Origin of the sequence: Serratia sp. CY84636 (assembly GCF_052166245.1) — a bacterium.
GTDB lineage: Bacteria > Pseudomonadota > Gammaproteobacteria > Enterobacterales > Enterobacteriaceae > Serratia > Serratia nevei.
Genome location: NZ_JBJNOX010000002.1, coordinates 383,155 through 400,973 on the forward strand (window position 1 = coordinate 383,155; position 17,819 = coordinate 400,973).

The window sequence follows — 17,819 nt, forward strand, 5'->3', positions numbered from 1 at the left end:
GATTAACCGAAGGCGATCGCCGCCCAACGCAACAGCAGCAACGCCAGGCAGATCAGCAGCAGCACCACGACCATTTTACTGAGTTTGTTGCCCATGCGTTTTGTTGCCACGTTGCCTCCTTAACTGAAGTACCACCCGCCGACGAGGGTGATGAGGAAAAGCGTCACCAGGGCGACGCCGTTGAGTAAATCGCTGAAGGTATCGTCAGCATCGATGTCGTCTTGCCGCATGTTGCCGCCTGGCGGTTGCCATTGGGTGAATAATGTCCACAGTATGCGCCCGGCAGCGCGACAGGCACAGCGAAGAACGGTAAAAACTCGTAAAGGCGGCGGTGGCGGAACGCGCAGTCGCGCTCGCGACGGATGCAGACGGCCGGCAATACGTTGTACTATCCTGTCTGCATTGATGCATTTTTCCAAAAGGTATAATCATGGCGACGGCAATTCCACAGAAATACGAGCACCTTGAGCGCTGGGCGTTCGGCGATACCGAGCAGCAGGCCGATGAAGTGGTGCAATTGATCCTCAATGGCACCAAAACGGCCACCTGTTCCAACCTGGACGGCGAAGGGATCCCGCAGGCCGGCGATCTGTTCCTGGTGGTGGATGGCAAAGGTGAACCGGTCTGCGCGGTTGAACTGACCGCGGTGGAAATGAAAACTTACGATCAGGTCGATGAAGCGCACGCCTTTGCCGAAGGCGAGGGCGATCGTTCGCTGGCGCATTGGCGCAAAGAGCTGCAGCGTTTCTTCGAAGAGTACGATCTGTTCTCGCCGGACATGACGCTGGTGCTGATGAATTTCAAAGTCGTCGACAAGTTCTAAACGGATGCGCGCCGTTCCCTACGAATGCCAGTGGGCAAGCCCGGAGCTGGCGGCCGATCTGATCGCCGGCCGTATGACGCTGGCGCAAGACGAGAATTGGGCGCGCAGCGGCGCCCGCGATCGGGCGGAGTACGTCGAGTGGGCCAACCACGTATGCGGCATGGCCTGCCTGAAAATGGTGCTGAGCCACCGCGACGGCGAAGCGCCACCGCTGCTGGAGCTGGCGCGGCGCAGCCTGCCTTACGGTGCCTATGTGCGCGAGGGGGAGCGGATAAAAGGGCTGATTTACGCGCCGTTCGTCGAGTACGTGCGCGAGCAGTTTGCGCTGCAAGCGGAGGTGAAGGTGGGGCTGGAGGCCGTCGACGTATCGGCGCTGCTTAGCCAATACCGCTACTTTATCGCCTCGGTGCACCCCTCCATTCGCCGGCCCGAGAGCCTGCCGCCACAGCGGGGCGGGCATCTGGTGCTGATCACCGCCGCCGATACGCAAAGCGTGACCTTTCACAATCCTTCGGGCGACAGCCCGGCGACGCGCGAGCAGGTACAGCTGCCGCTCAACCGCTTCACCCCTTTCTTTGCCGGCCGCGGCATCGCCATCGCATAAAAAAACGCGCTGTTTCCGATGAAAGCAGCGCGTCGTCAGCAGGCCCGGCGTATTTTCATGCCAGCCGCATCACCCAGGCGTCCGCCTGCCGATCGTAGTGCTGCTTGTACAGCAGCGACTGTTTGCCATCAAGGATCGCCGGAATGCTGGTGTGTTCATCCCAGCCGTCGAGCTGCATACACAGGTCCGGATCGGACTTGCAGGGAATGCTCAGGGTGCCGGCGCGGTCGGCGCCGGCGTGAAGATGCGCGTCATCGACCTCGAAGCTGCCAATTTTTACGACGGTTTTGCTCATGGGAACTCCTTGCTCAATGATGTGGTAGGAGGTTGGACCAGTAAGGCCATCGGTATGAGCATAGCCAAATGAGCAAAAAATGCCACATAAAAAATACATTCTGGCAACATTCTTCCTGAGCGGCTAGCGGCCAGGCTAATAGGTCACGACATAGCTGACGTTATCCTGATAGGTACCAACCGGCACTTCGGTCTGCGCCGGATTGATGGCGGCGGTAAAGGGAATGCTTTGCGCCAGGCCGGTGCCGGTGCCGCTTTGCGCGTTGGTGCTGCTCCACACGGTGCTGGTGTTGGGCAGGTAGATCTGATACTGCAGGAAGTTGCTGGTGCCGCTGAGCATTTGCCGCCAACCGGTGATGGGGTTGTTGCCGTTGGTAAAGTAGGAGCTGTATGACTGGGATTTGGTGCAGGTCAGGGTGATGCTCTGGTTGATCGGGTTGAATTGCCCCACCAGCGCCATGCTGCCGAAGTTGACGTTATTGGCGGTATTGATCAGGCAGCTTTTGGTGATGACTGCGGTGATGGTCACGGTGCTGGGTTGGTTGGTGCCGTCCCACCAGATACACAGCCCTATCAGGCCCAGGCCGCAAATATGGTAGTTCCACACCAGATTGATGGTGTCGGTATAGGTGCCGGCGCTGACGTTCGCACCCGCCACCGTTTTGATGTACACCGGAAAGTTGACGTTGGAAGAGATCAGGATCAGCGACAGCAGGTTCAGCGAGCTGTAGTCGATGGTCTGGCCGACGCTGTAGGGGTATTGGTAGTTGGCATCCGGGTAGATGAGATAGGAAATTTTATCGCCGGAGCCGTTGCCGTTCAGCAGGGCCATATTGTTGGTGGTGGAGGCGATCTTGACCGTGACGGTGTTTTGCGTCAACAGATTGAGCCCCAGCCCGGTACAGTTGAGCCCGGCGGTACCCTGGGCGCTGATCTGGCCGTTGTAGACGGCGAAGGAGTTGCTGCTGGGCAGGGTCACCGTGCCGTTGGTGGTGGCGCAGTCCGCCAGCGCGCGTTGCCCGCACAGCAGCAGCAGCGCCGCCAAAAGAATTTTCACTTGCCGATACATCGTTCTTCTTCTCCGTGTGTTATTGGCAGACGAGGGGACCGACGCGCTGTAGCCCCTGCGGGTTGGCCAGGCTGAAGCTGACCTGGCACGGCGCGCCGCCGTCGGCTGGGATTACGCTCAGCCGGTTGTGCTGCTGCACCGGGTCGATATAGGTCATGCCATCCCACCCGACGTAGCTTTGTTGATTGCTGCCGATCACCGCCACCTGGCTGCCGTTGGCCAGCGGTTTGCCTTGCGTATCGACCAGCTCCACGTCGGCGGCGGAAAGGCGCTGGACGGGGAATTCGACCAGGTAGCCACTGTGATCGCGAATGGCGACGGTTTTTTCTACCGACGGCAAATTGACGTCCGCCGGCAGATTGAGCGGATCAATCTGGAATTTGGCGTGGTAATACGAAGTGACGGTGGGCACCAACAGGTAGCCTTTGTCGTTGGTGACGCCGATGCGCTGGTTCTCGTAGCTGACCGGAATACCGGCGTAGCCGTTGGTCGAAACCAGGGCAAAGGCGTCGTTGATGGTGTTAGTGGCGTATACGCCGCCGTTCATCGCCACCAGCGAACCGCTGACTTCGCCCCAGCGGGTGTAATCGTTACGGTTGCCGTACAGCCCGGCGCGGGTTTCCAACAGCGAGGTGCGCCAGGTCAGGTCTGCCTGGCGGTAATCGCTGTCGCTGCCTTGACCGCCGGCGTAGGCCAGGTTCCAGCCGAAACCGCCGTCGGTCGGCGCGGCGCGGCTGTACGCGACGCGTTCGCTCCAGCGGTTGCCGGCGTCGCGGGCGGTACTGACGTTAGCGGTGCCCCAGGCATCGAACGGAATGCTGATCTGCAGCTGCGAGCTGTAGCCGTCGCCGCCGATCTCGCGGTTCGCCGAGGCGTACAGGCTGATATTGCGCCACAGCGTCAGGCTGTACGACAGGTTGACCAGGCGGGTGCGTTGGCCGATGGCGTCGCGCACGTCGAAATAACCGGCGCCCAGGCTGCCGAAGCGGCTCAGGCCGATGCTGCCGGTCAGTTGATCGGTGCGGCGGCTCAGGCGGTAGCTGCTCTTGTAGGTGGAGAGGTCGCCGAAGTTCGCGCTGCGCAGTACCCGTTGGGCATTGAGGCTGAAATATTGGTTGCTGTAGGTATAGCTCAGGCTGGTCTGATCGCCGTGGCGGCCGGTGTACTGATAAACCGGCCCGGCATCCGGTTGCTGTACCGGTTGGCCGGTGATCGGATCGTAATAAAGGGGCGTGACCGGCGGGGCGTTGAAGGCATCGCTGCCCGCCTGGCTGTAGCTGTAGGAGGCGTTGAGGACCCCTAACTGCCCCAGGCGCACGCCCGCGCCGGCGCCGGTGACCGCCAGCTCAGCCGCGCCTTCCGCCCGCCCTTCGAGCGTCAACCAATCAGTGACGCCGTAACGCCCGCTGCCGCTGGCCACCCATTGGCCGTAGTCTGCGGAACGGTAGCCGTAATTTTGACGCAGCGCCCCTGCCGACAGGCTGAAATCGCTTAGCCCGGCCTGCAGCAGCGAGCTGGCGACATAGAACGGCACCGTGGTGCTGATCTGGCGGCCGAGCGCGTCGGTGGTGACCACCGTCGCCTGGCCGGCGCCGTTGATGTAAGGCACGGTATTCAGGGTGAACGGGCCGGGGTTCACGCTGACGGAGGTATTCTTGTAGCTGTTGATGTACAGATCGACGCTGCTCGGCACGGCGGCCTGGCCGGAGAACTGCGGCAGCGGATAGGTAATCAGATCCGGCCGCGTGGCGAAGTTGCGCGCCACCTGCAGGCCGCCGATGCGCACCGAACTGGTCCAGGGCAGCGAGCCGGTCGTGAGATCGCCGGCGGTATAGCTGAGCATGGTGTCGTCGTCGCTGTAGCGCCAGCTGCTGTCGTAGCGGATATAGCGATTGTTCTGCTGTGCGGCGGTCTCGCCGTTGAAGCTGCTGCGGAAAATGCCGGTGTTGGCGATAACGCCGAAGCCGTCGAACAGCCGCTGTTCGCTCCAGGCGGAAAAATAGCCCGGATTGCCGCGCCCGCCGCTCTGGCTGACGTAGGCGTCGTAATTCAGCAAGAAACCCAGGCTGCTTTGCGCCGGCAGCCGCTGTTCTGGGTTGGCGTCGCCGAGGGTTTGCTTGGGCAGCCAGTCGTTGGGCACCGAGATCAACAGCTGCTGCGTTTCGCCGCTGTAGGTGACGTCGACCTTATCCAATTGATCGACGGCGATCTCTTTCGCTTGCTTGTTCGCCACCGGCAGGCCGGCGTCGCTCAGTTGCTGCGGCGTCAAATAGTAGTGGCCGCCGCGGTAGGTGACCGGCACCACTTTGCCGGTCTGGCGGCCGTTCACCACCGGCTCCAGATACAGCGTGGTGTCCGGCATGCTGATGGCGCTGGGCGGCGGTGGAAGGTCGTCGGCGGCGGCGTGCGGCGGCCACAGCTCCACCGCCATACAAAGTACGGCCAGGGCCAGCGGCTTGAGCTGCATGCCGCGCGTGGCCGGCGACGAGATCCGCTTCACCTGCACCTCAGGCTCAGTAAGACGGAATGGTTACGGGTTGCTTATTGTCATTGACCATCGCCTGCAGCTTGCCGGCGGCGAAACTGCCCGAAGGCGGCAGGGCAAAGCGCATTTGCGAACCCGGCAGCACATAGCCCAGCAGCCCGTTGTTGAGCGGCTTGCCCTGGATGCTGACCTGCGACAGGCGGGCGTGCACGATGCCGTCGTTGCGCACGTCGAGCCAGCGCTGGCTGTTTTGCTGCAGCAGCCGGTAGCTGAGCTTAGGCTGGTTGGCGGTGGCATAGTCGCGCGGGTGTTCGAAGTCTTGCTTGGTCCAGACGCCTTTGCCGCTGACGAACAGCGGCACCGAATAACGCATCTGGAATTTCAGCCCCATCTGCGCACCCTTGTCGGGCGCCGCGCCGTCTTTATCCTTGATGGGCACTTCGTCAACCAGTATCCGGTAAGCCCGTTCTTGCCCGGCGGCGACCGGGGTCTGCTTGATCAGGCGAATCAGCTGGCGTTTGCCGGGGAGAATGGTGGCGACCGGCGGGCTGGCGACCACTTCGCTCTGGTTGCGGTAGTCGTCCTTACCGCCGGTTTGTTGCCAGCCGAGCACGCGGATCTGCATATAGACCGGTTTGCTGTCGCGGTTTTCCAGCCACAGGGCCGTCGCCTGCTGGTTGTCTTCAATCGCCGGATCGATAGGCCAAATCAGAATGGAGGCGGCGGCGAAGGCCTGCGGTTGACCGGCTAACAGCAATCCTGCCAGCAGGGGCAGGCGGAGCAGAGTACTACGCATAATGTGATCCTTTTTAAAAGCTCAATAACTCACCGTCACTAAGACCGTATCGTTGTAGGTGCCGCTGGTGGGCAAGGTGCTGCTCGCCATTAAACTGGCGTAGATTTTTATTTCTTGCGTACTGCCGGTGGAGGAGACGGTTTGGACGGCGCCGCCGTTGCCGCCGTCGCCCCACAAAACGGCGTAGTTGGCATCCTGGTAGAGCTGGTAAACCAGCGTTTCCGAGGTCACCGAGTTCAACAGTTTTCGCCCGCCGGCGATGGAGCCGGTGACGTTATTGCCGACGTTCAGCCCCAGGGTGACGCTGAGCCCGGGATTGCAGCGGATCAAAATGGAGCCGGCGCCGGCGCTAGAGACGATTTTTATCGGGCTGCTCAAGGACGCCACCTGGCCGAAGCTCATGCTGCCGAACGAGGTAACGTTGGTGACGCCGCTGCCGAGTACGCAGCCTTTGATGATCGAAGCATTGACCGTGAAGCCCTGGCTGACGGTGTCGGCACGGGTCGTCGGGGCGCCGATCAGCGCCGCCAGCAGCAGGGTGCGCAGCGTTCCGTTAATCACCAATTTATCGTCACCTGCACCGTATCCGTATAGTTGCCCGTCGCCGGCGTCGTTTGTACCGGGATCATGCCGTACACCGGCAGCCAGACGCTTTGGCCAGTGGCGGTCTGGGTGACGCCGGTGACGTTATCCCAGACGGTGGCGTAGCTGGCGCTGGTATACAGGTTGTAGTTCACGCGGGCGCCCGCCGCGCTTTGCAGATAGCGTGCGGCGGTATTGCCGCTCTGTCCGCCGCTGAGCAGCACCGTGTAACTGGTGCCGTTGTTGCAGTTGATCTGCAGTGCGCCGGCGTTCGCCTGGCCGGTCACCTTTATCGCCGTATTGAGGAAATAGACCGTGCCGAAGTTAAAGGTGCCGAATGTGGTGTTGCCGCCGCTGGTGGTGCCGGCGACGCAGGACTTGACCAAGGTGGCGCTGACGCCCACCGTCGCGGTGCTGACGTCGGCGCGGCAAACGCCCGCCAACGACAGCAGCATGCAGGTGACGGCCAGGCGCGTCATGTTTACCAGGTGACGGTCATGGTGACGGTATCGCTGTACGCACCGGCCGCCGGGGTGGTGCCTGCCGCAGGTACCAGGCCGTAGACGATCAGCGGCACCGCCGAACCGGTGCCGGTGCCGGTCAGCACGCCGGTGGTGCTGTTCCACGGCACGGAGTGGGCGCTGTCCTGGTAGAGGTTATAGCTGATATAGGCCGGTACGCTGCTGGCCATGCGCCGCTGGCTGCCGGTCGCGTTGAGGCCGTTGTCCAGCGCCACGGTGTAGTTGGTGCCGGTGGTGCAGTTCAGCCCCAGCGTGCCGCTGCCGCCGCTGCCGGTGGCGCTGGCGGTGATGACGTTAGCCAGTGAGGAGTAGGTGCCGAAGCTGATGGAGCCGAAGCTGTTGGTGGTGCCGGAGCTGGTGCCGCCGGTGACCACGCAGCCGGCGCCGATGGTCAGGGTGACGCCCAGCGTGCCCTGAATGGTGCCCGCCGCGTAGGAGGTGCCAGAGGCGCACAGCAGAAGCGCTGCCGAGGTTAATGCCGCCAGAGTCTTTTTCATCGTGGTTCCTTGCCGTAGTAGAGAAGCCTGCCAAAAAGCCCGAAAAATGAGTCAAATGCATTAATCTATTTACAGATTAATTAATAGAATAAGAACGTGAGAATGTCGCGCTAAAAGATTAAAAACTTTATTTATTTTTAATCGCTGTCGCAGGTTCGCTGCGGCGGCCGTGTCACCGGGCATGAACATGAAGGGGATATTGATAAGATGAGTGGGAATATTATTACTTAATGAATAACGGAGCGCACTGACGGCGCTCCGTTGACGATGAAACTCACCAGGTGACGGTCATGGTGACGGTATCGCTGTACACACCGGCCGCCGGAGTCGTTCCCGCGGCAGGCACCAGGCCGTAAACGATCAGCGGCACCGCCGAGCCGGTACCGGTACCGGTCAGCGTGCCGGTGGTGCTGTTCCACGGCAGGGCGTGGGCGCTGTCCTGATAGAGGTTGTAGCTGATGTAGGCCGGCACGCTGCTGGCCATGCGCCGTTGGCTGCCGGAGGCGTTGAGGCCGTTGTCCAGCGCTACGGTATAGTTGGTGCCGGTGGTGCAGTTCAGCCCCAGCGTGCCGGTGCCGCCGCTGCCGGTGGCACTGGCGGTGATGACGTTGGCCAGCGAGGAGTAAGTCCCGAAGCTGATCGAACCAAAGTCGTTGGTGGTGCCGGAACTGTTGCCGCCGGTGACCACACAGCCGGCGCCGATGGTGATCGTCACGCCCAGCGTGCCCTGAATGGTGCCCGCTGCGTTGGCTGTGCCACTGATGCACAGCAGAGGTGCTACCGAGGTCAAAACCATCAGAGTTTTATTCATCATGATTCCTTGCCGTGTCAGAGAAAGCCCGCAAAAACGCCACCCAGAGCTGAGTTGAACGCATTAATTTACTTACATTTAAATTAATAGGATAAGAACGCGAAATTGTCTTGATCAAAGGCTAAAAACTTTTTTCTTTTCCGGCGGGGAAATACGGGCGGGGAGGCGGAATAGTGCAAATTGGAAATGATTAGAATAATAATGAATGGCGATAGGAATATTATTAGCATTATTTTGGCGCCGGGGAAGGCGGTTCCCCGGCACCGGAGCGATTACAGGTGAAAATCCAGCGCGCCGTCGCGCACCAGCTCGCGCGGCAGGTTGTTCTTGATGCGGCTGCCGATGCGCTTGGCGATGCCCAGCGGCTGGCCCTGGTAGGTGACGATGCATTCATCGCCGGCCGGCGGCTGCTCCGGGTAGAGATCGCGGCCGTGATACCACTCTTGCGCCAGCGCGGCGTCCAGCTCGAAATGCGTTTTGCCGCCGGTGCCGGCCAGCGCGATCGCCGCCTCGTGCTGCCAGCGGAAACCTTTCGGGAAACGTTCCGCCAGCTTGAGGCCGATACGTGAGAAGCGCACTTTACCGAACAGCGGTTCCAGCTCGGCCGGGAACAGCCAGAGCTCCTTGTCGCGCTCCCACAGCCGGCTGTCATCGTCCCAGGTTAAGCCGGATGCGGCGGCGGCTTGGGCGACCAGCGCCGCCTCTTTGCCGGACAGCGGGCTGAACGGGAATTTACCCACCTTGTAGGTCGGCTTCGCCAACGGCGCCACGGCGCGCTGTTTGCGCAGGCGGGCGACGAAAAAGCCTTCGCTGTCGTAAATCTGCGGGAAGACGTGCAGGAAGCCTTCGGCAGTCAGCGCCTTGTCGGCGCCGGGGAACAGCGCACCCAGCGGCTCGACGCTGACCGCGTCGCCGTAGGTGTCCAGCAGCCAGCGCACCACCTGCTGGTTTTCCTGCGCATTGAGCGTGCAGGTGGAGTAAACCATCACGCCGCCCGGCGCCAGCGCATGAAACGCGCTGTCGATCAGTTCGCGTTGGGTGGCGGCGATTTCGGCCACGCTCTGTGGCGACCAGTTGCTCATGGCGTCCGGATCCTTGCGCACCACGCCTTCGCCGGAGCAGGGGGCATCGAGCAGAATGGCGTCGAAGCTCTCCGGCAGCGCGGCGCCGAACACCCTGCCGTCGAAGTGGGTCAGCGCGGCGTTCTTCACGCCGCAGCGGCTGATATTGGCGTGCAGCACTTTTACCCGGCTGGCGGAGTATTCGTTGGCGACGATGCCGCCCTGATTGCCCATTAACGCGGCGATTTGGGTGGTTTTGGAGCCTGGTGCCGCCGCCACGTCCAGCACCCGATTCGGCACTGCGCCGCCCGAGAACAGCGCGCTGACCGGCAGCATTGAACTGGCCTCCTGAATGTAGAACAGGCCGCTCAGGTGTTCGGCGGCGCTGCCCAGACGCAGCTCTTCATCGTCGCGCTCGATCCAGAACCCTTCCGCGCACCAGGGGATGGGCTCCAGTCGCCAGTCGTAATCCTGCACCAGCGCCAGGAAGTCGGCGACGCTGATTTTCAGCGTGTTGACGCGCAGGCTGCGGCGCAGCGGGCGCTGGCAGGCGGCGATAAAATCTTCCATCGCCAGCTCGGCGGGCATGATGGCGCGGGTGGCGTCAAGGAAAGCGGGGGGCAGAAAAACGGCGGTGGATTTGGCCACGGGGCGAACTCTCAGGGTGCAATAAAGACAAGGGCGAGAGTTTATCACAAAGCGGAAAAAAACAGGGCCCGACAATGCCGGGCCCTGAGGAAAATGCGAAATTTAATCGCGCGGAATGGCGGTGCCCCAGGTTTTCCAGTCCTTCGGCTCTTCCGGATTCAGCAGGAAGTGTTTGTTAGGCGTCGCTTTCGGCGCCAGCGGAATGGTCGGCGGCGTGGCGAAGGCGATACCGCCGCGGATGAACTGCTGGAAGGTGCCGCTCTTGATCACGCCGCCGGTCAGGCCGAACTGCAGGTTGTACCCCGAAGCCAGCCAGAACACGCTGTTGTTGCGCACCAGATGCTGATACTTCTTGCTGATGCGCAGCGCGACATGAACCCGGTCTGACATGGCGCCAAGGTAGAAGCCGGTGATGGTGCCGACCTCCACGCCGCGGAACAACACCGGCGTGCCGATCTGCAGCGAGCCGGTTTCGGCGGCGTCGAGCACCACGCTCAGGCCGTCGAGATAGCGCGAGTCGGTGATGCTGGCCTGCTGCAGTTCGAAGGTGCGCAGCTCGCGGCCTCGCCCCGGCTCCACGTTGATATAAGGCTGGAGCAGGGTATCGAGGTTGCTGACGCCGGCGGCGGAGATCTCCGGCGAGACGATCGAGAAGCGGCTGCCCAGACGCGCGAAGGTCTGCACGTATTCCGGATACAGCACCGCTTTGGCCAACACTTCGTTGCGCTCCGGCGCCAGCTGCAGCGACTCCACCTGGCCGACGTCGATGCCGAGGTAGCGCAGCGGCATGCCCGCCGACAGCTTGCTGGCGTCGTAGGTTTTCAACGTGATTTGGCTGCCCACCGCGCGAGCGGCGGTTTCGCTGGCGTACAGCACGCGGTTGGCGCCCTTGTTGAGCGTCACGCCCTGCAGGTTGTCGAAGCTGATGGCGCCTTTCAGCGCGCGGTTAAGCGGCGAAGCCTGCACCGTCAGCCCGCTGCCGTTGAGCTGCACCTTGGCGCCGCCTTCGGCCCAGAAGATGCTTTCACGGGTCAGCAGCTTGCGGTATTCCGGGCTGATGTAGACGTCCACCTCAAACTCGTTGGCCTTTGGCCGCACGTTGACGATTTCGCCCACCTGGAATTTGCGATACAGCACCACCGAGCCGGCCTGCACGTCCGGCAGGCTGGTGGCGCTGAGGGTCAGGGTGGTGGCCGGGGCGTTGCCGACGATGCCTTCCTCGGCTTTCTCACTGTTGGCGTACAGCGGGTATTGGCCGCCCGGTTCCCCCTTGCTGCCGGGAATAATGCGCACGCCGCCGTCTACCCACTCCTGGGCGCTGGCGCCGAGCACTTCCATGCCGTCGATGCCCAGCTTGACGTCGAGGCGGCTGTTGACCACGAATTTGCTGTCTTTGTGCAGCAGGCCGCGATATTGGGCGTCGATGGCGGCGGTGAACACCACGCCGCTGGCGGTCAGGGTGCGGCTCAGGATCTGGCCGACTTTCACGCCGTGCACCACCAACGGCTGCCCCACGTCGATGCCGTAGCTTTGCGGCGCATTCAGCGTGACGGTCAGCACGCCAGGCTGTTGCAACAGCGTCTCGCTGCTGTCCAGCACGTTGAAGCGCTGCTGCGGCTCGCCTTCACCCGGCACCAGCTCCAGCGTGGTGCCGGTCAGCAATTGGCTGAGCTTGGCGTCGTTGAGGCTGATGCGCGGGCTGCGCATCACGATGCGGGTGCCGCTGCGCATCAGATCGACCACCGAAGGATCGATGGTCAGTTCACCGACCACTTTGCTGTCCTGCTGCAACGTCAGTTTGGTCAGGGTGCCGACCTGCAGCCCTTGGTACATCAGCGGCGTGCGGTTTTCACTCAGGTTGTTGCCGCTCGGCAGATCCAGCAGGATATTGACGCCGCGCTGGCTGTGGGCCAGATCGGGATACAGGGCATAGCTCTGGTCACCCTTGGCCTGCTGGCCATCGGCCGGCGAATCGAAGGCGATGGCGCCGTTGACCAGCGCCGCCAGGCTCTCCATCTGTACCGTCGCGCCGGACAGGCTGAAATCGCCCTTGAAGCCGGAGACGTTCCAGAAGCGGCTGTTGTTTTTCACCAGATGGGCGAAGCGGCGGTCGATCAGTACGTCGATGGTCACGCCCTTATTGCCTTCGCTGATGGTGTAGTCGTACACCTTGCCGACCGGGATTTTACGGTAGTAGACCAGCGAGCCGCTGTTGAGCGAGCCCAGATCGTCGGCGTGCAGATGGATCATCAGCTCGCCGGTGTTCAGGCGGTATTTCGGCTGGGTATCGAGCGCGGCGAAGTGGGTTTGCGCCTTGCCGCTGCCGGGCATCATGCCGATATAGTTGCCGCCGACCAGCGCATCGAGCCCGGAGACCCCGGCCAGCGAAGCCTTGGGGGTCACCAGCCAAAACTGGGTGCCTTCGCGCAGCGAGTCTTCCAGATCGCTTTTGATGCTGGCTTCCACCACGATGCTGCGCAGATCTTTGCTCAGGCTGATCTTCTGCACCGTGCCGACGTCAACGCCCTGGTAGCGCACCGGCGTGCGGCCGGCGACGATGCCCGCCGCCGATTGGAAATCGATGGTGACGGTGGTGCCGCGCTCCTGGAAATTGTTATAGACCAGCCACCCGGCGATCAGCAGGGCGATGAACGGCAGTAACCAGAACGGTGAAATGCGGCGCTTGTTCTTGACCCGCGCTTCAGTCGGTGTAGTCGGCGTTTCCTGTTGCATGTGCATCCCAAATCAATCGGCTATCCAGCCACTCAACGGCAAGAATAGTCAAAATGACCGCCGAGCCAAAGTAAAACGCGGCCGGTCCCATAGTAAAAGATAACAGCTGGTCGCGGTTTACCAGCGACATCATCAAGGCGATAACGAACAGATCCAGCATCGACCAGCGGCCGATCCAGGTGACCAGGCGCAGCAGACGAATGCGCGTCTTCAGGCTGTGCGAGGTTTTGAAGTGAATGCTGAACAGCAGCGTGATCAGCACGATCACCTTGGTAAAGGGCACCAGCACGCTGGCGATGAACACGATGGCGGCGATCGGCACGTTGCCGGAGGTGGCCAGCGAGACCACGCCGGAGAAGATGGTGTCTTCGAGCCGCGCGCCGTTGGCGTAAATGATGGAAATCGGCAGCAGGTTGGCCGGTATCAGCAGGATCATCGCCGCGATCAGCGCCGCCCAGGTTTTCTGCAGGCTGTAGGGCTGGCGGTGGCACATCGGCACGTGGCAGCGCGGGCAGCGGCCGCGCGCGTCGGGGTAGCCGGTATAGTGGCAGGACAGGCAAATATGCAGCGCCGCTGGTGGGCCTTTCGGCTGCTCCTGCGGGTAGTAACGCTCCCACAGCTGCTCCAGGTTGGCGTGGATCAGCGTCAGGATGCTGAGCAGGGTGAGCGACAGGTAGGCGATCAGCGCGCTGCCCGCCTGGATGTCGGCATAATCCTGCACCTTGATCGCCGCCACCGCCATGCCGATCAGATAGATGTCCAGCATCACCCACTCTTTCAGCCGCTCCAACATCAGCAGCACCGGGCGCAGGTTCATGCCGAGCGCGTGGCCGAAGCGCAGATACAGCAGCGACAGCGCCAGCGTCAGCGGGGCGCCGAGGGTACAGAACGCCACCATGCTGGCGGTAAGCGGATCGCCCTGACGGCTCATCTGCCAGATGCCCTCCAGCAAACTGGCGTCGATGCGCGTGCCGAGCAGGCGGATGCTGATCAGCGGCTCGGTGAAGGCGAACGGCATCAGCAGCAGCATGGCGATCGCCATGGCGGTCAGGCGCGTCATCGACCAGTCGCGGCCGCTCACCACCTTGGCGTTGCAGCGCGGGCAATAGGCGGCCTGATTGCCGCTGAGCGGCGGCAGCACGAACAGCAGGTCGCACTCGCAGCAGCGCTGGTGGCGCGCTTTGGAAAGGGGGGCGGTGATCGCGTGTATTTTCATTTTTGACAAGTAGCTGCCCTTGAGCCCGCCGGAACTGTCAGCGTAGCTGAAAAATAAACCGGCCGCGTCACCGGCGATCGGGCGCCGGACGGTAAAAAGAGGTAAACCGGGATTCTGAGCGGCAAACATACCCCGAGCGGCAGGGTTTTGTGAAGCAACAGATGATTAACCTTGTGGCTATACGCATTTAATGCTTATTTTATAGGGCCTAAGCTTTGGGCTTCTGGCCATCTTCACTGTTTCAATGGTTATCACATGACAAAAGAACAATTCTACGCGGAATTAAAACGTGACCTGAGCGCGTTGCTCGGCGGGGAGACCAACTTTATCGCGGCGCTGTCCAACGCCAGCGCGTTGATCAACGAGCGTCTGGATGACGTGAACTGGGTCGGTTTCTATCTGATGGATGGCGACCAGCTGGTGCTGGGGCCGTTCCAGGGCAAGATCGCCTGCGTGCGCATCCCGGTGGGCAAGGGCGTGTGCGGCACGGCGGTGGCGGAAAATCGCGTGCAGCGCGTCGGCGACGTGCATGCGTTCCCGGGCCATATCGCCTGCGATGCGGCCAGCAATGCGGAAATCGTGCTGCCGTTGGCGGTTGGCGGCCGGGTGATCGGCGTTTTGGATATCGACAGCACGGTTTATCAACGCTTCGACGAACAGGATGAAGCGGGCCTGAAAGCAGTGGTGGCGGGGCTTTGTGAGCAACTGGAACAGTGCGACAGTGCGAAATATGTGACTGTAGCGGCAAGTTGATCGACGGTTAACGTGGCAATTACCGATGGCGTCATTATAATGACGCCTGTTCATGCCTGTGGCTTGTTGGCAATACCGTTGTAATCAGGAAATTTCATGGAAAATCAACCTAAGTTGAACTCTAGTAAAGAAGTCATTGCTTTTCTTGCCGAGCGTTTTCCGCTCTGCTTTAGCGCCGAAGGCGAAGCTCGTCCGCTGAAAATCGGTATTTTTCAGGATTTGGTAGAGCGCGTGCAGGGGGAAGAGAATCTCAGCAAAACGCAATTGCGTTCTGCCCTGCGCCTGTACACCTCAAGCTGGCGTTACCTGTACGGCGTCAAAGTTGGCGCGCAGCGCGTCGACCTGGACGGCAATCCGTGCGGTGAACTGGAACAGCAGCATGTCGATCATGCTCGCCAGCAGCTTGAAGAAGCCAAAGCGCGCGTTCAGGCACAGCGTGCCGAACAAAACGCCAAAAAACGTGAAGCCGCCGGTGAATCTGCCGATGCCGCGCCACGCCGTCCGCGCCCAGCCGGTAAAAAGCCTGCTGCACGTCGCGAAGGCGGAGCCGCGCCGGAAAACCGCAAGCCGCGCCCACAAACTCGCCCACAGCCAGCTCGTCAACCTCGTGCAGCAAAAGAGGAAAACCAGCCGCGTTATGCGCCAGTCACGGATATCTCTAAACTGCAAATTGGCCAGGAAATCAAAGTCAGAGCAGGCAAGAGCGCGATGGATGCTACCGTACTCGAAATCGCTAAAGATGGCGTACGTGTGCAGCTCTCTTCCGGTCTGGCGATGATTGTGCGCGCAGAACACTTGCAGTTCTGATACGGAGGCCAACCAAGGCATGAACAAATTCGTCAGATTAACAGCGATTGCAGGGCTGCTGTGGGCGGGTGTCAGTTACGGCGCGGAAACAGCCAACATCCGCATCGGCCAACTGCCCCAACTGCAACAGGAACCCCAGCACGCTACGGTGAGTGAGCGCGTGACCTCGCGCTTCACTCGCTCTCATTACCGCCAGTTCGCCCTCGACGCGGAGTTTTCAGGCAAGATCTTCGATCGCTACCTGAACATGCTGGACTACAACCATAACGTGTTGCTGGCCTCCGACGTGGCGCAGTTCGCCGGCAAACGCAATCAGGTTGGCGAAGAGCTGAAAACCGGCAAGCTGGATACCTTCTACGCGCTGTTCAATCTGGCGCAGAAACGCCGTTTCGAGCGTTACACCTATGCGTTGTCGCTGCTGGACAAGCCGATGAACTTCACCGGCAACGGCACTATCGATCTCGACCGCAGCAAAGCGCCGTGGCCGAAAGACAAGGCCGAGCTGGATAGCCTGTGGGATGCGAAAGTCACCTATGACGAGCTGAACCTCAAGCTGACCGGCAAGACCGACAAAGAAATCCGCGACACGCTGACCAAGCGTTATCAGTTCGCCATCAAGCGCCTGACGCAAAGCAACAGCGAAGACGTCTTCCAGCTGGCGATGAATGCCTTTGCGCATGAAATCGACCCGCACACCAACTATCTGTCTCCGCGCAACACCGAGCAGTTCAACACCGAGATGAGCCTGTCGCTGGAAGGCATCGGTGCGGTGCTGCAGATGGATGACGACTACACCCTGATCAACTCGATGGTGCCGGGCGGCCCGGCGGCGAAGAGCAAGGCGATCACCGTGGGCGATCGCATCGTCGGCGTCGGCCAGGCCGGCAAACCGATGGTGGACGTGATCGGCTGGCGCCTGGACGACGTGGTGTCATTGATCAAAGGGCCGAAAGGCAGCAAGGTGCGCCTGGAGATCCTGCCGGCCGGCAAGGGCACCAAAACCCGCGTGGTCACCCTGACCCGCGAGCGCATCCGCCTGGAAGACCGCGCGGTGAAAATGACCATCAAGACCGTCGGCAAAGAGAAGGTGGCGGTGTTCGACATCCCAGGCTTCTACGTCGGTCTGACCGATGACGTGAAAGTGCAGCTGCAGAAGATGGCCAAGCAGAACGTCAAGAGCGTGATCATCGATCTGCGCACCAACGGCGGCGGCGCGCTGACCGAAGCGGTGTCGCTGTCCGGCCTGTTCATTCCGAGCGGCCCGGTGGTGCAGGTGCGCGACAACAACGGCAAAGTGCGTGAAGACGCCGACACCGATGGCGTGACCTACTACAAAGGCCCGCTGGTGGTGCTGGTCGATCGCTTCAGCGCCTCCGCCTCCGAGATCTTCGCGGCGGCGATGCAGGATTACGGCCGCGCGCTGATCGTCGGCGAACCGACCTTCGGTAAAGGTACCGTGCAGCAGTACCGTTCGCTGAACCGCATCTACGATCAGATGCTGCGCCCTGAGTGGCCGGCGCTGGGGTCGGTGCAGTACACCATTCAGAAGTTCTACCGCGTCAACGGCGGCAGCACCCAGCGCAAAGGGGTGACCCCGGACATTCTGATGCCGACCGGCGTCGATCCGGCGGAAACCGGCGAAGCGTTTGAAGACAACGCCATGCCGTGGGACAGCATCAATGCGGCGACCTACAGCAAGACCGGCGATATGGCGCCGTTCGAGCCGGAGCTGCTGAAAGATCACCAGCAGCGCATCGCGCAGAATCCGGAGTTCCAGTACATCGCGCAGGATATCGCGCATTACAAGGCGCTGAAGGATAAACGCAACATCGTGTCCCTCAATCTGGCCGTGCGCGAGAAAGAGAACCACGATGACGATGCGACCCGTCTGAAACGCATCAACGAGCGCCTGGAACGTGCGGGCAAGAAGCCGCTGAAATCGCTCGACGATCTGCCGAAGGATTACCAGGAACCGGATCCGTACCTGGATGAAACCGTGCATATCGCGCTGGACCTGGCTCATCTGGAAAAAGATCAGCCCGCTCAGCAGCCAACGCCGGCCAAATAAGGCCGCGTCAGGCAGGATGAAAAACGCACCCTCGGGTGCGTTTTTTTATGG

At 61.4% G+C, this 17,819-nt stretch carries 17 protein-coding genes; 5 read left to right on the plus strand and 12 right to left on the minus strand.

The genetic code is table 11. From position 1 onward, the window contains the following. Positions 1–2 precede the first annotated feature (2 nt). Complete coding sequence (yniD, locus tag ACJ8QI_RS06360; protein WP_016928013.1) at positions 3–95, minus strand: small membrane protein YniD; 93 nt, start codon at positions 93–95, stop codon at positions 3–5. Between the two features lie 335 nt (positions 96–430). On the opposite strand from yniD, the gene ACJ8QI_RS06365 reads away from it, so the two are divergent. Further along, positions 431–823 (plus strand): ASCH domain-containing protein, encoded by a 393-nt coding sequence (locus ACJ8QI_RS06365; RefSeq protein WP_004931522.1) that lies wholly within the window; start codon positions 431–433, stop codon positions 821–823. Between the two features lie 4 nt (positions 824–827). After that, complete coding sequence (locus ACJ8QI_RS06370) at positions 828–1,427, plus strand: C39 family peptidase (RefSeq protein WP_442532238.1); 600 nt, start codon at positions 828–830, stop codon at positions 1,425–1,427. 55 nt (positions 1,428–1,482) lie between these two features. Here the strand turns inward: ACJ8QI_RS06370 and ACJ8QI_RS06375 are convergent, their stop codons facing one another. From ACJ8QI_RS06375 to yebS, 11 genes are all read right to left on the minus strand, one after another. Next, positions 1,483–1,722, minus strand: a complete 240-nt coding sequence (locus ACJ8QI_RS06375; protein ID WP_004931517.1) for a DUF1480 family protein — start codon at positions 1,720–1,722, stop codon at positions 1,483–1,485. 135 nt (positions 1,723–1,857) lie between these two features. Then, positions 1,858–2,790, minus strand: coding sequence for a Csu type fimbrial protein (locus tag ACJ8QI_RS06380; RefSeq protein ID WP_169318363.1), 933 nt, complete (start codon positions 2,788–2,790; stop codon positions 1,858–1,860). A 19-nt stretch (positions 2,791–2,809) separates the two neighbouring features. Next, on the minus strand, positions 2,810–5,257 hold the full coding sequence (locus ACJ8QI_RS06385) for a fimbria/pilus outer membrane usher protein (RefSeq protein ID WP_442532683.1): 2,448 nt from the start codon (positions 5,255–5,257) through the stop codon (positions 2,810–2,812). A gap of 46 nt (positions 5,258–5,303) precedes the next feature. Next, the gene (locus tag ACJ8QI_RS06390; protein ID WP_049201714.1) at positions 5,304–6,071 is read right to left on the minus strand and encodes a fimbrial biogenesis chaperone; all 768 of its coding nucleotides are present in this window, start codon (positions 6,069–6,071) and stop codon (positions 5,304–5,306) included. Between the two features lie 21 nt (positions 6,072–6,092). Beyond that, positions 6,093–6,635: a Csu type fimbrial protein gene (locus ACJ8QI_RS06395; RefSeq protein ID WP_154632680.1), complete on the minus strand. Its 543-nt coding sequence runs from the start codon at positions 6,633–6,635 to the stop codon at positions 6,093–6,095. Beyond that, positions 6,629–7,132 (minus strand): Csu type fimbrial protein, encoded by a 504-nt coding sequence (locus tag ACJ8QI_RS06400; RefSeq protein WP_038877669.1) that lies wholly within the window; start codon positions 7,130–7,132, stop codon positions 6,629–6,631. The genes ACJ8QI_RS06395 and ACJ8QI_RS06400 overlap by 7 nt, the downstream gene beginning before the upstream one ends. Positions 7,133–7,134: 2 nt before the next feature. After that, complete coding sequence (locus tag ACJ8QI_RS06405; protein ID WP_442532240.1) at positions 7,135–7,671, minus strand: Csu type fimbrial protein; 537 nt, start codon at positions 7,669–7,671, stop codon at positions 7,135–7,137. Positions 7,672–7,945: 274 nt separating this feature from the next. Continuing rightward, on the minus strand, positions 7,946–8,482 hold the full coding sequence (locus tag ACJ8QI_RS06410) for a Csu type fimbrial protein (protein WP_060419268.1): 537 nt from the start codon (positions 8,480–8,482) through the stop codon (positions 7,946–7,948). Between the two features lie 272 nt (positions 8,483–8,754). Beyond that, positions 8,755–10,191 (minus strand): 16S rRNA (cytosine(1407)-C(5))-methyltransferase RsmF, encoded by a 1,437-nt coding sequence (gene rsmF / locus ACJ8QI_RS06415; RefSeq protein ID WP_442532241.1) that lies wholly within the window; start codon positions 10,189–10,191, stop codon positions 8,755–8,757. A gap of 102 nt (positions 10,192–10,293) precedes the next feature. After that, a complete protein-coding gene (locus ACJ8QI_RS06420; protein ID WP_087763559.1) occupies positions 10,294–12,924 on the minus strand; it encodes a PqiB family protein in 2,631 nt (876 codons plus the stop codon). Then, on the minus strand, positions 12,893–14,140 hold the full coding sequence (gene yebS / locus ACJ8QI_RS06425; RefSeq protein WP_197785439.1) for a membrane integrity lipid transport subunit YebS: 1,248 nt from the start codon (positions 14,138–14,140) through the stop codon (positions 12,893–12,895). Before yebS ends, ACJ8QI_RS06420 begins: the two co-directional genes overlap by 32 nt. A 255-nt stretch (positions 14,141–14,395) precedes the next feature. Here yebS and ACJ8QI_RS06430 point away from each other — a divergent pair, with 255 nt between their 5' ends. From ACJ8QI_RS06430 to prc, 3 genes are all read left to right on the plus strand, one after another. Next, entirely contained in the window at positions 14,396–14,893 is a 498-nt protein-coding gene (locus tag ACJ8QI_RS06430; RefSeq protein WP_060440088.1) for a GAF domain-containing protein, read from the plus strand. Between the two features lie 96 nt (positions 14,894–14,989). Then, positions 14,990–15,700 carry an RNA chaperone ProQ gene (proQ, locus tag ACJ8QI_RS06435; protein WP_033638287.1) on the plus strand — a complete coding sequence of 237 codons (711 nt, stop codon included), beginning with the start codon at positions 14,990–14,992 and terminating at the stop codon, positions 15,698–15,700. A 19-nt stretch (positions 15,701–15,719) separates the two neighbouring features. Further along, positions 15,720–17,768: a carboxy terminal-processing peptidase gene (gene prc / locus ACJ8QI_RS06440; protein WP_033642845.1), complete on the plus strand. Its 2,049-nt coding sequence runs from the start codon at positions 15,720–15,722 to the stop codon at positions 17,766–17,768. Positions 17,769–17,819 lie beyond the last annotated feature (51 nt).